The sequence below is a fragment of the Nocardia sp. NPDC004340 genome (assembly GCF_053602575.1).
Genome location: NZ_JBSGDW010000006.1, coordinates 257,198 through 272,410 on the forward strand (window position 1 = coordinate 257,198; position 15,213 = coordinate 272,410).

At 69.9% G+C, this 15,213-nt stretch carries 10 protein-coding genes, 1 pseudogene and 2 riboswitches; of the genes and pseudogenes, 9 read left to right on the forward strand and 2 right to left on the reverse strand.

Features of this window, described 5'->3' with window-relative positions; translation table 11 throughout:
• Positions 1-57: 57 nt before the first annotated feature.
• Positions 58-2,322: a 5-methyltetrahydropteroyltriglutamate--homocysteine S-methyltransferase gene (metE, locus tag ACWEOI_RS25140; RefSeq protein WP_452361199.1), complete on the reverse strand. Its 2,265-nt coding sequence runs from the start codon at positions 2,320-2,322 to the stop codon at positions 58-60.
• 155 nt (positions 2,323-2,477) lie between these two features.
• A riboswitch (cobalamin riboswitch) is annotated at positions 2,478-2,643 on the reverse strand.
• A gap of 196 nt (positions 2,644-2,839) precedes the next feature.
• A riboswitch (cobalamin riboswitch) is annotated at positions 2,840-2,966 on the forward strand.
• A gap of 40 nt (positions 2,967-3,006) precedes the next feature.
• On the opposite strand from metE, the gene ACWEOI_RS25145 reads away from it, so the two are divergent.
• The 5 genes and pseudogenes from ACWEOI_RS25145 to ACWEOI_RS25165 form a co-directional block, all read left to right on the forward strand.
• Positions 3,007-3,222: a CbtB domain-containing protein gene (locus ACWEOI_RS25145; protein WP_433671544.1), complete on the forward strand. Its 216-nt coding sequence runs from the start codon at positions 3,007-3,009 to the stop codon at positions 3,220-3,222.
• 22 nt (positions 3,223-3,244) lie between these two features.
• Positions 3,245-4,051, forward strand: a complete 807-nt coding sequence (locus ACWEOI_RS25150) for a CbtA family protein (protein ID WP_452361200.1) — start codon at positions 3,245-3,247, stop codon at positions 4,049-4,051.
• Positions 4,048-4,620 carry a histidine phosphatase family protein gene (locus tag ACWEOI_RS25155; protein ID WP_452361201.1) on the forward strand — a complete coding sequence of 191 codons (573 nt, stop codon included), beginning with the start codon at positions 4,048-4,050 and terminating at the stop codon, positions 4,618-4,620. Before ACWEOI_RS25150 ends, ACWEOI_RS25155 begins: the two co-directional genes overlap by 4 nt.
• 22 nt (positions 4,621-4,642) lie before the next feature.
• A complete protein-coding gene (locus ACWEOI_RS25160) occupies positions 4,643-5,440 on the forward strand; it encodes an IclR family transcriptional regulator (RefSeq protein WP_379279602.1) in 798 nt (265 codons plus the stop codon).
• 82 nt (positions 5,441-5,522) lie between these two features.
• A pseudogene (locus ACWEOI_RS25165) lies at positions 5,523-8,867 on the forward strand (NAD-glutamate dehydrogenase); the annotation flags it as partial.
• Positions 8,868-8,893: 26 nt separating this feature from the next.
• Here the strand turns inward: ACWEOI_RS25165 and hutC are convergent.
• The gene (hutC, locus tag ACWEOI_RS25170; RefSeq protein WP_433673265.1) at positions 8,894-9,649 is read right to left on the reverse strand and encodes a histidine utilization repressor; all 756 of its coding nucleotides are present in this window, start codon (positions 9,647-9,649) and stop codon (positions 8,894-8,896) included.
• 197 nt (positions 9,650-9,846) lie between these two features.
• Here hutC and hutU point away from each other — a divergent pair, with 197 nt between their 5' ends.
• From hutU to ACWEOI_RS25190, 4 genes are all read left to right on the forward strand, one after another.
• Positions 9,847-11,517 (forward strand): urocanate hydratase, encoded by a 1,671-nt coding sequence (hutU, locus tag ACWEOI_RS25175; RefSeq protein ID WP_452361202.1) that lies wholly within the window; start codon positions 9,847-9,849, stop codon positions 11,515-11,517.
• A 6-nt stretch (positions 11,518-11,523) separates the two neighbouring features.
• A complete protein-coding gene (gene hutI, locus ACWEOI_RS25180; RefSeq protein WP_452361203.1) occupies positions 11,524-12,711 on the forward strand; it encodes an imidazolonepropionase in 1,188 nt (395 codons plus the stop codon).
• Positions 12,708-13,667, forward strand: coding sequence for a formimidoylglutamase (gene hutG / locus ACWEOI_RS25185; RefSeq protein ID WP_452361204.1), 960 nt, complete (start codon positions 12,708-12,710; stop codon positions 13,665-13,667). The genes hutI and hutG overlap by 4 nt, the downstream gene beginning before the upstream one ends.
• 117 nt (positions 13,668-13,784) lie before the next feature.
• Positions 13,785-15,197 (forward strand): amino acid permease, encoded by a 1,413-nt coding sequence (locus ACWEOI_RS25190; RefSeq protein ID WP_433671534.1) that lies wholly within the window; start codon positions 13,785-13,787, stop codon positions 15,195-15,197.
• Positions 15,198-15,213: the final 16 nt, after the last annotated feature.

Genomic DNA, 15,213 nt, shown 5'->3' on the forward strand with positions numbered 1-15,213 from the left:
GACGGCCGGGGCGCACCGCGTTCGTTCGCAGCGCATGCGGCACGCCCCGGCCTTCGACTACCGCAGTGCGTGCGCCGCGGCCACGAGATTGCGCAGCGACTCCGTCACCTCGGCGGTGCCGCGCGTCTTGAGCCCGCAGTCCGGGTTGACCCAGAGCCGTTCGGCCGGAACCGCTTTCAGTGCCCGGGCCAGCGCCGCCTCGATCTCCCGGACGCCGGGCACCCGCGGCGAGTGGATGTCGTACACGCCCGGTCCCACGCCCAGGTCGAAGCCCGCCGCGTTGAGGTCGTCGAGCACCTCCATGTGCGAGCGCGCCGCCTCGATCGAGGTGACGTCGGCGTCCAATCCCGCTATCGCGCCGATGATCTCACCGAACTCCGAATAGCAGAGGTGGGTGTGGATCTGGGTGCTGTCGGCGACCCCGGAGGTCGCCAGCCGGAACGCCACCACCGCCCATTCCAGGTATTCGGGCTGGTCGGCGCGGCGCAGGGGCAGCAGCTCCCGCAAGGCCGGTTCGTCCACCTGGATGATGGCGGTCCCGGCGGCCTCCAGGTCCACGGTCTCGTCCCGGATCGCCAGGGCGAGCTGGCGCGCGGTGTCGGCGAGCGGCTGGTCGTCGCGGACGTAGGACCAGGCCAGGATGGTGACCGGCCCGGTGAGCATGCCCTTGACCGGTTTGCCGGTCAGCGACTGCGCGTAGGAGATCCAGTCGACGGTCATGGCCGCCGGTCGGGTCACGTCGCCGAACAGGATCGGCGGGCGCACGCACCGGGTGCCGTAGGACTGCACCCACCCGTGCGCGGTGGCCGCGAAGCCGTCCAGTTGCTCGGCGAAGTACTGCACCATGTCATTGCGCTCGGGCTCGCCGTGCACCAGCACGTCCAGGCCGATCTCCTCCTGCAGCGCGATGACCTCGGCGATCTCGGCGCGCATGCGGGTGTCGTACTCGGCCCGGTCGATCTCGCCGCGGCGCAGGGCGGCGCGTGCCACCCGGATGCGGCCGGTCTGCGGGTAGGAACCGATGGTCGTGGTCGGCAGCGGCGGCAGGTCCAGCCGCTCCCGCTGTGACCGCCGTCGCTCCGCCGCGGGCGCCCGGTGCGCGGCCGTCGCGTCCAGTGCGGCCAGCCGGTCGCGGACCGCCGTGTCGTGCAGTCGCGCGTCGGATCGCCGGTCCAGCACGGCCGTTCGCGCGATCTCCAGCTGCTCGGCGGCCGCGTCCTGCCCCTCATGCAGGACGGTGGCCAGCAGCCGGATCTCGGCGATCTTCTCGGTCCCGAATGCCAGCCAGGACCGCAGGCGCGGCTCCAGGTCAGGCTCGGCGGCGAGGCTGTACGGAACGTGCAGCAGCGAGCAGGAACTCGACACCGCCACCGGCGCACCGGCTGCGGCGAGCGCGGCCAGCCCGGTCAGCGCCCGATCGGGATCGGTGCGCCACACGTTGTAGCCGTCGACGACGCCCGCGACCAGCAGGGTCCCGGAAAGACGCTGCGCCGCGGCGATATCCGCGTCACCGCCCGACACCAGGTCGATGGCGAGGCCCTCGATCCCGGTGTCCGCCAGCGCGGGCAGCGCCGCACCCAATCGTCCGAAGTACGAGGCCACCAGCAGGTCGGGCCGCGCGGAGACCGCGGCCAGCCGCTGATAGGCCGAACGTGCCAGCGCCAGTTCGGTATCCGTCAGATCGGTGACCAGCACCGGCTCGTCGAGCTGCACCCAGCGCGCCCCCGCGGCCGCCAGCAGGCCCAGCAGCCGCTCGTACAGCGGCAGCAGATCGGGCAGCCGATCGAGCAGCGCGCTGCCGTCCACCGACTTGGCCAATTTCAGGAAGGTGACCGGTCCGATGATGACCGGCCGGGCCGGAATGCCCAGCGCCAGTGCCTCTTCCAGTTCCGCGAGCGGTTTGTCCGGGTGCAGGGTGAACCTCGTCGAGGCCGAGAGCTCCGGCACCAGATAGTGGTAGTTGGTGTCGAACCACTTGGTCATCTCGAGCGGCGCGATGTCGGCGGTGCCGCGCGCGGCCGCGAAGTAGCGGTCCAGCTCGTCGGCGACGCCGTGCACCCGTTCGGGCAGCGCACCCAGTAGCACCGCGGTGTCGAGCATCTGGTCGTAGTAGGAGAAGGTGCCCACCGGAACCGAATCGAGTCCGGCGGCGTGCACCGCGAGGAGTTGCGCGGCGCGCAGTCCGCCCGCGAGACCGTGCAGCGCGGCGGCGTCGATGCGCCCCGCCCAGTACGCCTCGATCGCGCGTTTCAGTTCCCGGTTCGGGCCGATGCGCGGCAGGCCCAGCACCGTGGCGGTGAAGGTGTTGTCAGGGTTCAGCATTGATGAACTCCATGGTCAGCAGTCGATGACCGCCGCCCAAACGAGCGTACGCTGACGGAGCCCATGCGGCATGTTTCCGTGCCCGGATCCGATCGGCGTAACGCCCAATCCACGAGGCGACGACCGCCGGATACGGCGTATCCGGCACGACGGGCAGGTCTTCGGACTCATGGGCATCGACCCGACAATCGGGTCGGCCCCGGCACGAGGCCGAGGCCGGACCTACCGGCCGTCGCTTCCCAGGCATGCGCCCAGTGCTTCTGACGGCGTTCGTTCCCATTCACCGCTGCGGGACAGTCCCGGATTCCCACCGGGTTCCCTCTCACCCGGCCGGCGCGCGAGCGCGGGCAGCGGGCTTCGACGCCGTCGAATGGGTCAGGGGCTCCTCGACTCCACCTCCGGCGAACCAGTTGCGTTGGCGAATATAGCCCAGCGCCAGCGCGATCCCCGCACGCGCGGCGGCGTCCCATCAGGTGGTCGACCCGGGCAGGCGGATTGACCAGCGGCGATGCGCTTTCGTATGGTTGATCGACGATGTCATGAGGAATCCGGTGCAATGCCGGAACGGTCGCGCCACTGTGAGCAGCCCGGTCTCCCCGCGAGACGGATGCGAGTCAGACCCTCACATCGTCGGTTCGATCGGCAACGGGGACGCGGAATCCCCCTGACTCAAAGGAGTCCTTCGTGGCTACCTCTTTCGCTCCTCGCTCCGGTGTCGGCAGCGGCGCGCTCTCCATCCCCACCACCGCGCTGTGGCTGGTCGGCACCACCCTGATGGCGCTGCTGGCGATCTACTTCATCGGTATCGATCAGGGTGCGGTGTCGGTGTTCGGCAGCGACATGCACGTGCACGAGTTCGTGCACGACGGCCGGCATTTCCTCGGGTTCCCCTGCCACTAGCACCGGGAATCGAGTAACCACAATGGAAAAGCGAATCATCGGCCGAGGGGTCCTGCTGGGAGCCCTCGGCGGATCGCTGGCGTTCGTGTTCGCCCGGATCCTGTCCGAGCCGATCATCGATCGCGCCATCGACTTCGAAGAGGGCCGCGACCACGCGCAGATGGCGCTGGACAAGGCCGCCGGGAAGCCCATGGACATGGACCACGGGGCCGAGCTGTTCACCCGCGCGCAGCAGCAGAATGTCGGACTGGGCTTCGGGATGATCGTGTTCGGCGCCGCGCTGGGCGCGCTGTTCGCGGTCGTGTACTTCCTGGCGCTGCGCAAGGCGGGCAAGATCTCGCCGCGCAATCTGGCGCTGCTGGTGTCGGGCGGCATGTTCCTGGCGCTGTACGCGGTGCCGTTCCTGAAGTACCCGGCCAACCCGCCGTCCGTCGGGAACCCGGACACGATCGAGGAGCGCACGGCCCTGTACCTGGGCCTGATCGCGATCAGCGCGATCGCGTTGGTCGCGGCGATCTGGTTCGGCCGCAGGCTGACCGCGCGCCTGGACACCTGGACCGCGGGGGTCGCCGCCGCGGCCGGCTTCGTCGTCGTGATGGGCGCGCTGCTGGCGCTGCTGCCGTCGTTCCACGAAGCGCCGGAACCGCTGCGGGACGCGTCGGGCACGATCGTGTTCCCGGGCTTCCCCGCCGACGACCTGTACCACTTCCGGCTGTACGCGTTCGCCGCCCAGCTGCTGGTGTGGGCGGTCATCGGGGTCGGATTCGCCTGGCTGGCGCCACGCCTGCTCGGCGACCGCTCCCCGGCCGCGCCCGCCGTGGCGGCATGAGCGCGGTCACCCGTCTCACCCTGGTGACGCACGCGATCACCGAGGCCGTGCGGTCCGCCCGCTTCCCGGTCGACGAACCGCTCGACCCGCTCGGGTCGCGGTCGGTCGAGCAGGCGGGCGGGCTGCCCGGCCCGGAGCCCGCGATGGTGCTGTTCGCGCCCGAGCTGCGGGCCGAACAGACCTGCCGGGCACTGGGATTCACCGGGACCCCGGAGCCCGAGCTGCGCGACCTGGACCACGGCGACTGGGCCGGTCGGGCGATGGACGATCTCGCGCCCGAGCAGCTGATGGGCTGGCTCACCGACCCGGGCTTCCACGAGCACGGCGGCGAATCGATCACCGGGTTGATCGATCGCGTCGGCGTCTGGCTGCACGGCCTGGCCGGGCGCGGCGACCGGATCGTCGCGGTGACGCATCCCGCGATCGTGCGGGCCGCGGTCCTGCGCACCCTCGACGCTCCCCCGGAGTCGTTCTGGCGCATCGACATTCCACCGTTGAGCGCCACCACCCTGCACCACCGCGGCCCGGCGTGGACGCTGCGCGCGACCGCGCACGAGCTCGCGGACTGACTTCGCTGGCAGAATCCGGGGAATGGCGCAATCCTCGGGTTCGACCACCTCTCCGGCCGTCGGCCGGGCGCTCGACATCCTCGTCCGGCTGGCGCACGGCCCGGGACCGGTCCGGGCGGCGGTGCTGGCCCGCGATCTGGGGCTGCCGCGCTCGTCGGTGTACCACATCCTGTCGGTGCTGGTGGACCGCGGATTCGTGGTCTATGTACCGGGTGACCAGGCCTACGGGCTGGGCGTGACGTCCTTCGAGATCGGCTCGGCCTATCTGCGGCACGAGCCGCTGGAACGGCTGGCGCAGCCGATCCTGCACCAGCTGGCCCGGCAGCTCGGGCAGGCGGTGCATCTGGGCATTCTGCACGGCAACGAGACGGTCTACCTCCTGAAGGAACGTCCCGGCTCGGGTCCCGCGGCGGAGGTCTCGCTGATCACCGATATCGGGGTCCGGCTGCCGTCGCACCTGACCGCGAACGGGCGCGCGATCCTCGCCTCGCTGCCGGACGCGCAGGTGAAGGCGTTGTACGCCAAGCGTTCCGACTTCCTCACCCGCACCGGACGCGGACCGCGGTCGCTGACCGAGCTGCGGCGCGATCTGGACGAGGTGCGTGCCCGCGGCTGGGCCGAGGAGGTGGAGCTGGTGACGGCGGGCCTGCGATCGGTGGGCGCGGCGGTCTTCGATCACAACAGCCGTCCGGTGGCGGCCCTGAGCACCACCTGGCGGACGCTGTCCAACCCCGAGCCGGAGGTGGTGGGGCAGGCGGTGCGGTGGGGCGCCGAGCGCCTGACCTCGCGCATCGCCGGTCAGGTGCCCGTCACGCCCTGACTCGGCGGCACCCTTGTGAGACCACTCACAGGGGTTGTATGTTGTTGTATAGACAACCGCCGCACCGGGGAGATTTCCGACGATGACGCAGGACTGGGACGACGCCCTCCACGCCCGAATGGCAGCCGAAGCACCGGCCACGGCCTACTCCCACGCCCTGCCCGAGTGGTACAAACACGACTTCGGCCCCGACCGCGCCGCCGCCGACATCGCCCGCATCGAAGCGCTGCGACCGGAGTCGTTCGACGTCGCCCTGCACGCGCCCACCGGACGAGCACGCGGACGATTGCGGCTCACCCTCTACATCGCGGGGGCGGCCGTCTCGCTCAGCCGCATCCTGCCGGTCATCCAATCCCTCGGCGTGGAAGTCCTCGACGAACGGACCTACCCGCTCGACGATTCCACCGGGAACCAGTGCTGGATCTACGACTTCGGGCTGGCCTTCGACGGCGAGCCGCCGGCGGGCGCGGAACCGAACGCCCGCTTCACCGCGGCCTTCGCCGCCACCTGGCGCGGCGACGCCGAGAGCGACGCCTTCAACCGCCTGGTCCTGAGCGCGGGCCTGGCCTGGCGTCCGGTGTCCATTCTGCGCGCCTACGCGAAATACCTGCGCCAGAGCGGATTCCCCTACAGCCCGGAACGGATCGCGGAAGTCCTCGCCGCACACCCCGATTCCGCGCGACTGCTGGTCGAGCTGTTCCACGCTCGGTTCGCGCCGGACACGCGCAGCGCAGCCGCCGAAGCCGAACTGACCGATCGCCTGAACGAGGTCATCGGCCGCGTCGTCGGGCTCGAAGCCGACCGCATTCTGCGCGCCCTCACCACCCTCGTCCGAAACACCCTGCGCACCAACTACTTCGTGCGTGACGGCCGTGCTGAGGTGCTGTCGTTCAAACTGGACCCGCAGCACATCGGCGAACTCCCGCAGCCCAGGCCACGATTCGAGATCTTCGTCTACTCACCCCGGGTCGAAGGCGTGCACCTGCGGTTCGGCGCGGTGGCGCGCGGCGGCCTGCGCTGGTCGGACCGCAAGGAGGACCTGCGCACCGAGGTGCTCGGGCTGGTCAAGGCCCAGGCGGTAAAGAACGCCGTCATCGTGCCGGTCGGCGCCAAGGGCGGATTCGTCGTCAAACAGGCCCCGCGCCCCACCTGCGACGACGCGGCCGACCGCGCCGCGCAGCTGGCCGAGGGTATCGCCTGCTACCGGCAGTTCATCGCCGGACTGCTCGACGTCACCGACAATATCGACGCGGCGACGGGTTCGGTTCTCCCGGCCCGCGACGTCGTCCGCCACGACAGCGACGACACCTACCTGGTGGTGGCCGCGGACAAGGGCACCGCGACCTTCTCCGATATCGCCAACGAGGTCGCGGCCGGCTACGGCTTCTGGCTCGGCGACGCGTTCGCCTCGGGCGGGTCGGTCGGCTACGACCACAAGGCGATGGGCATCACCGCCCGCGGCGCGTGGGAGAGCGTCGAGCGCCACTTTCACGAAATGGGCCGCGACACCGGGACCGCCGATTTCACGGTGGCCGGCATCGGCGACATGAGCGGTGACGTCTTCGGCAACGGGATGCTGCTCAGCGAGCACATCCGGCTGGTGGCAGCGTTCGACCACCGGCACATCTTCCTCGACCCGCGACCGGAGGCCGGAGTCTCCCACGCCGAACGCAAGCGCCTGTTCCAGCTGCCCCGCTCGTCCTGGGCGGACTACGACCGCGACCTCATCAGCACCGGCGGCGGGGTCTGGCCACGCACCGCGAAGTCCGTGCCGCTCGGCCCGGCAATCCGTGCGGCACTGGGACTTCCGGATTCGGTCAACGCGGCCGCACCGGACGAGGTGATCCGGGCGATCCTGCGCGCACCGGTCGACCTGCTGTGGAACGGCGGCGTGGGCACCTATGTCAAGGCGACCGCCGAGTCCCAGGCCGACGTCGGCGACAAGGCCAATGACGGCGTGCGGGTGAACGCCGCCGACATGCGGGCCACCGTGGTCGGCGAGGGCGGCAACCTCGGATTCACCGCCCTGGCCCGCGTCGAATTCGCCCGTGGCGGAGGCAGAATCAATACCGATGCCCTGGACAACTCGGCCGGCGTCGACTGCTCCGACCACGAGGTCAATATCAAGATCCTGCTCGACGGCATGATGTCGGCCGGGCGCCTCGACCGCGGCGGACGCGACCGGCTACTGGCGGACATGACCGGCGAGGTCGCCCGGATGGTGCTGCGGGACAACCGTTCCCAGAACCACGTCCTGGGCGTGAGCCGCGCCGACGCGGCCGCCCGGATCGCGGTGCACGCCCGCATGATCGCGCGACTGGAGGCCCGGCGCGGACTGGTCCGCTCCCTGGAGGCGCTGCCCGACGAGACCGAACTCGCCCGGCGCGCCGACAGCGGGCACGGCCTGACCTCCCCGGAATTGGCGACCCTGTTGGCGCACGCGAAACTCGCGATCAAGGAGGAACTGCTCGCGGGCGACCTGCCCGACGACCCCGCCCTGCACGATCACCTGCTCGACTACTTCCCCGAAACCTTGCGAGAACGCTTCGGGGACAGCGTGTCCGAGCATCCGCTGCACCGTGAGATCGTGGCGACCCAGCTCGCCAACGACGTCGTCGACCACGGCGGAATCAGTTTCGTGTTCCGGTTGGGCGAGGACTCGGCGGCCGTGGGCACGGATGTGGTGCGCGCCTACCTGATCGCCACCCGAGCGTTCGGGCTGCACCGCCTCTGGGCCGATATCGCCGACGCCGGTCTCCAGGCGGCAGTGACCAACGGTCTCGTCCGAACCACTCAGCGAGTACTCGACAGAGCAGTGCGGTGGCTGCTGGCCCACCGCCCGCAACCGCTCGACATCGCTTCCGAGACAGCCAGATTCGCACCGCGACTGGCGGCACACGCGCGCCTGGTCCCGGACTGGCTGCGCGACCGCGAACTGGCCGACCTGCACGACCGGATCGCCGGGTCGGTCGATGCCGGGGTGCCCCGCGAATTGGCCACCCGGGCGCACCTGCTGCTCGATCAGTTCGGTCTGCTCGACATCATCGAGGTCGCCGACGCCGGTGGTCACGACCCGGCCGACGTGGCCGGGCTGTACTACGCACTGAGCCAGGACCTGGGCACGGTGCGCCTGCTGCAATCGGTGTCGCGGCTGTCCACCGGGGACCGCTGGAATTCGATGGCCCGGCTGGCCCTGCGCGACGACCTGTACGGGTCCTTGCGCGGTTTGTGCCTGGCGCTCTTGTCCGACCGGACCGATCCCACCGAGCCCGCGGCCGACACCATCGCGCGGTGGGCGGCCCGCAACGCCAACCGGATCGCACGCACCCGATCCACCCTCACCGAGATCTTCCGGAGTCCCACGGCCGATGTCGCCGCCATGTCGGTGGCGGTGCGTCAGATCCGCGGCCTGGTCCACACGGCCTGATCCCGCGCGGACTTCGAAGTAGTCCCTTACGAACCTTGCACGTCGAAGGTTCCCGCGAGCCGGTAGCGGGAACCGGGGTGCAGCAGCCGAGCCGCGCTGACCAGCCGGTCTTCGGACCAGGTCCGGCGGCGGATCAGCAGGCACGGCTCCGTCTCGTCGAGCCCGAGCAGCGCGCACTCGTCGGCGGTCGGCAGCACCGCTTCCACGACATGCTCGCCCCGGCCGAGCGGGGCCACCGTCACCAGATACGTGTTGGGCGTCGTGGTGGTGAAGTCCTGTTCGAGATAGCGGGGCGCGAGTTCGGGATTCACGAAGCGGTCCTCGAGCTGGATGGCCAGGCCGTCCTCGAAATGCACCAGCTTCGAATGGAATACGGTGCTGCCCTCTTCGACCCCGAGCTCCTGAGCGATCGCCGGGTCCGCCGCGCGCTGCTCCAGTGACACCACCTCGGCCCGGTGCCCGTGTCCGCGGTCGTGGATCTCGTCGGCGATATTGCGCACTTCGACCAGCGCCGAGCTGACCTTGCGCCCGGCCACGAAGGTGCCGACGCCGATCAGCCGATCCACCAGCCCGTCGGCGCTCAGTTCACGCAGCGCGCGATTGATCGTCATGCGCGACAGCCCCAGCGCACCGACCAGCTGATTCTCCGAGGGCAGCAGCTCGCCCTCACGCCAGCGGCCCGCCACGATCTGTTCCGCGATCATGTCCTTGACGCGCTGATACGCCGGGGCCGCGCCGTGGCTGCGAGCCGCGTACAGCGCCGCGATATCCACCTCGTCCATGGCCACATTCGTCACCTGTCCCACATCCTGCCCATCGGTGGACACCCGCACGTTCGGGACCGAGTGTATCGGCGCGGATCCGGGCAGCCGCGACCGTCACGTGTCTGAGATCCGAGAATTCTGGCCGCCGACGCTGTTCCAGGCCTCGAATCCGGACTGTTATGGGCATCACCACCAGTCAGTACACAGGAGTCCCGATGACCACCAACACCCCGTCCGGCCCCCGCCCGGTCCGCGCGCCGCGCGGCACCGAACTGAACTGCCTCGGCTGGCAGCAGGAGGGCGCCCTGCGGATGCTGATGAACAACCTCGACCCCGAGGTCGCCGAGCGCCCCGACGATCTGGTCGTCTACGGCGGCACCGGGCGCGCGGCCCGCAGCTGGGACGCCTACGACGCCATCGTGCGGACCCTGAAGACGCTGCGGGACGATGAGACCCTGCTGGTCCAGTCCGGCAAGCCGGTCGGCGTCATGCGGACCAGCGAATGGGCGCCGCGGGTGCTGCTGGCCAACTCCAACCTGGTCGGCGACTGGGCCAACTGGGAGCAGTTCCGCAAGCTCGAGGCCGAGGGCCTGATGATGTACGGCCAGATGACCGCGGGCTCGTGGATCTACATCGGCAGCCAGGGCATCCTGCAGGGCACCTACGAGACCTTCGGCGCGGTGGCGCGCAAGCGTTTCGGCGGCACCCTGGCCGGCACCATCACCCTGACCGCCGGCGTCGGCGGCATGGGCGGCGCGCAGCCGCTCGCGGTGACCATGAACGACGGCGTCGCGATCTGCGTCGACGTCGACGTGACCCGCATCGACCGCCGCATCGCGCACGGCTACCTCGACGTCAAGGCCGAAAGCCTGGAAGCCGCACTGGAATTGGCGATCCAGAAGCGCGACGCGCGGGAACCGCTGTCCATCGGCGTGGTCGGCAATGCCGCGGAGATCTTCCCGCGCCTGCTCGCCATGGGCGCGCCGATCGACATCGTCACCGACCAGACCTCCGCCCACGACCCGCTGTCCTACCTGCCGCTGGGCGTCGACGTCACCGACTGGCACCGGCGCGCCGCCGAGGACCCAGAGTGGTTCACCACCGAGGCCCGCAAGTCCATGGCCGCCCACGTCGAGGCGATGGTCGGGTTCATGGACGCCGGCGCCGAGGTGTTCGACTACGGCAACTCCATCCGCGACGAGGCCCGCAAGGGCGGCTACGACCGCGCCTTCGAATTCCCCGGCTTCGTGCCCGCCTACATCCGGCCGCTGTTCGAGGAGGGCCTGGGCCCGTTCCGCTGGGCCGCGCTGTCGGGCGACCCGAAGGACATCGCCGCCACCGATCAGGCCATTCTCGACCTGTTCCCGGAGAACGAGCACCTCGAGCGCTGGATCACCATGGCGCAGGAGAAGGTGCACTTCGAGGGCCTGCCCGCGCGCATCTGCTGGCTCGGCTACGGCGAACGCCACCGCGCCGGACTGAAGTTCAACGAGATGGTCGCCTCCGGCGAGCTGTCCGCGCCGCTCGCCATCGGCCGCGATCACCTGGACTCCGGTTCGGTGGCCTCCCCCTATCGCGAGACCGAGGCCATGGCCGACGGCTCCGACGCCATCGCCGACTGGCCGCTGCTCAACGCGCTGGTCAACACCGCGTCCGGGGCCTCGTGGGTGTCGATCCACCACGGCGGCGGCGTCGGCATGGGCCGGTCCATCCACGCCGGTCAGGTGTGTATCGCCGATGGCACCGAGCTGGCCGCCCGCAAGCTCGAGCGGGTGCTGAGCAACGACCCCGCCATGGGCGTGATCCGCCACGTCGACGCCGGCTACCAGCACGCCGCCGAGGTGGCCGCGACCCGCGGCGTTCGAATCCCGATGCAGGAGAGCTGAACCCACATGCGACACGAATCCGGGCAGTGGACGGTCGTCGACAATATCGGCGCGCTGGTCACCAATGATCCCGAGCTCGGCGCAGGACCGCTCGGCGTGCTCCGCGATGCCGCGGTGGTGCTCGGCGACGGCCTGATCCAGTGGGTCGGCCCGCGGGCCCGCCTGCCCGAAGGCAGCGCCGGAACGCGGGTGGACCTGGAAGGCCGCGCCGCCCTGCCCGGATTCGTCGACAGTCACGCCCATCTGGTGTTCGGCGGGGAACGGTCGGAGGAGTTCGCGGCCCGCATGACGGGCGCGCCCTACGGCGCGGGCGGCATCCGCACCACCATCGCCGCCACCCGCGCCGCGACCGACGCGACCCTGGACGCGAACATGGCCCGGCTGGTCGCCGAGGCCGCGCGGACCGGCACCACCACGATCGAGTCCAAGTCCGGCTACGGGCAGACCGTTGCCGACGAGTTGCGGAGCCTCGAGGTCATCGCCCGGCACACGCCGGAGACGACCCTGCTGGCCGCGCACGTCACCCCGCCGGAGTTCGCCGGGCGCAGCGACGATTACGTGCGGCTGGTCATCGACGAGATGATCCCGGCGTGCGCGCCGCACGCCAAATGGATCGACGTCTTCTGCGAGGAGGGCGCCTTCGACGCCGACCAGTCCCGGGCGGTGCTCGAGGCGGGCATCGCCGCCGGGCTCACCCCGCGGGTGCACGGCAACCAGCTCAGCTACGGCGCCGGCGTCCGGCTGGCCGCCGAGCTGGGCGCGGCCTCGGTCGATCACGTCACCTACACCACCGACGAGGATGTCGAGGCGCTGGCGGCGAGCAGCACGGTCGCGACCCTGCTGCCGGGAGCCGACTTCTCCACGCGCAACAAGTATCCCGACGCCCGCGCCCTGCTCGACGCGGGCGTGACCGTCGCATTGGCCGCCGACTGCAACCCGGGAACCTGCTACACCACGAGCATTCCGTTCTGTATCGCACTGGCCGTGCGCGAAATGCACATGAGCCCGGACGAAGCCGTGTGGGCGGCCACCGCGGGCGGCGCGGCCGCGTTGCGGCGCAACGACATCGGGCATATCCGGGTCGGTGCGCGCGCCGATCTAATCGCACTGGACGCACCCTCGCACCTGTATCTGGCCTACCGGCCCGGTGTGGCGCTGGTGCGCGAGATCTGGAAGGACGGTCACCGGCTATGACCGCTGTCGATCACCCGCCCGCCCCCTGGTCGGGGCGCGACGACGGCCCGGGTGCCGCCCATCTGCGCTGGCACAGCGCGATCACTCCCTACTCCCCCGAAACCCCTTCCGGAGCAAGCGTTCTGGTCGGCTTCAGCAGCGATGAGGGGGTCCGCCGCAACAAGGGGCGGACCGGAGCTGCCGCCGGACCAGCCGCGCTGCGGCAGGCACTGTCGTCCATGGCGCTCCCCTGCCCGGCAAGCGCCATGGACGCCGGTGACGTGGCGGTCGAGGACGGGGATCTGGAATCCGGCCAGCGGCGCCTGGGCGCGGTGGTGACCGAACTGCTCGACGCCGGGCACTTCGTGACGGTCCTCGGCGGCGGCCACGAAGTCGCCTACGGCAGCTATCTCGGCATCGCCGCCTCGCAGGCCGTCGCATCGGGAGCGCGCCTGGGCGTACTCAACCTCGACGCCCATTTCGACCTGCGCGGCGACTCGACACCCAGCTCGGGCACGCCGTTCCGGCAGATGGCCGAGCGCGAGGCCGAGGCCGGGCGGACGCTGAACTACGCGGTGCTGGGCATCTCCCAGCCGAGCAATACCGTGGCCCTGTTCGAGACCGCCGCGGCCCTGGGCGTGCGATATCGGCTCGATGAGGACTGCACCGCCATGGATCTCCCCGGCGCGCGCGGTTTCATCGAGGAGTTCCTGGCCTCCGTCGATGTCCTGTATATGACCATTGACCTGGATGTCCTGCCCGCGGCGGCCGCCCCGGGTGTCAGCGCGCCCGCCGCGTACGGCGTGCCACTGGAGGTCATCGAACGGGTATGTGACCTGGTCGCGCACAGCGGGAAGCTCGCCTTGCTGGATGTGGCGGAACTGAATCCCGACCTCGATATCGACCATCGAACCGCGCGTACGGCCGCTCGACTGATCCACCGGATCGTGACTCGGCGTGGCAGCACTCTAGATTAGTTGCCGTCGTGTAACTGCACACTCTTGACACAGTTGTATAGACAGCCCTATACATGTGTGAACGCACTCACAATCCCTGTCGAACTGCGTCGTGAACAACATCAGGGAGTCCGATCCGTGAAAGACATCTCCTCGACCCTGACCCGGGGTCTCACCGCCCGCCACATCCGATTCATCGCACTCGGATCCGCGATCGGCACCGGCCTGTTCTACGGCTCGGCCGAAGCGATCAAGAAGGCCGGCCCCTCGGTCCTGCTGGCCTACCTGATCGGCGGCGCGGTCATCTTCATCGTGCTGCGGGCGCTCGGCGAAATGGCCGTCCGCAACCCGGTGTCCGGGTCGTTCGGCGAGTACGCCAGCCAGCACATCGGTCCGCTGGCCGGGTTCCTGACCGGCTGGACCTACGTCTTCGAAATGGTCATCGTGCTGCTGGCCGACACCACCGCCTTCGGCGTCTACATGGGGTTCTGGTACCCCGATGTGCCCCGCTGGATCTGGGTGCTGGCGATCGTCTTCTTCATCGGCGCGATCAACCTGCTCAACGTCAAGGTCTTCGGTGAACTCGAATTCTGGTTCAGCCTGGTCAAGGTGGTCGCCATCATCGCCATGATCGCCGGCGGGATCGCGGTTCTCATCTGGGGATTCGGCATCCACGACACCAGCACCGGCCTGTCCAACCTGAACGCCGGCGGCGGCTTCTTCGCCAACGGGATCGGCGGCTTCCTCGGCTGCTTCGCGATCGTCATGTTCGCCTTCGGAGGCTCGGAGATCATCGGCGTCACCGCCGGCGAGGCGGAGGACCCCGAGCGCACCATCCCGCGCGCGATCAACACCGTGCCCGCCCGCATCATGCTGTTCTACATCCTCACCCTGGCCGTGATCATGGCCGTCACGCCGTGGAACCAGATCGGCGACGAGGGCAGCCCGTTCGTCCAGATCTTCGACAGCCTGGGCCTGAGCTCGGCCGCGACCGTGCTGAACATCGTGGTGATCACCGCCGCGCTGTCGGCCATCAACAGCAATATCTTCGGTGCGGGCCGGATGATGTACGGCATGGCCCTGCGCGGGCAGGCCCCCGCGGTGATGCGGCGGGTCTCCAGCAACGGTGTGCCGTGGATGACCGTGGTCATCATGGTGTCGGCCCTGCTGGTCGGCGTGGTGCTCAACTACCTGATCCCGGACCGGGTCTTCGTGGTCATCGCCTCGATCGCCACCTTCGCCACGGTCTTCGTGTGGCTGATGATCCTGCTGTCGCACTTCCGCTCGCGCAAGCAGATGAGCGCGGAGGAAGCCGCACAGCTGAAGTTCCCGGTGCCGTTCTGGCCGTACCTGCCGGTCGCCGCGATCGCGGGCCTGGCCTTCGTCATCCTCCTGCTCGCCTTCGACGCCGACACCCGGGTGGCGCTGGTCGTCGGAGCCGTCTGGCTGGTCCTGCTCACCGCCGCCTTCCGGCTGTGGGTCCGGCCCGCAACAACCCAACCCGTTCCGGCGGCCCTCACCGATCCGGCCCCGGAAATCGCCCTGCCCTGAACAAGATTCGATAGGA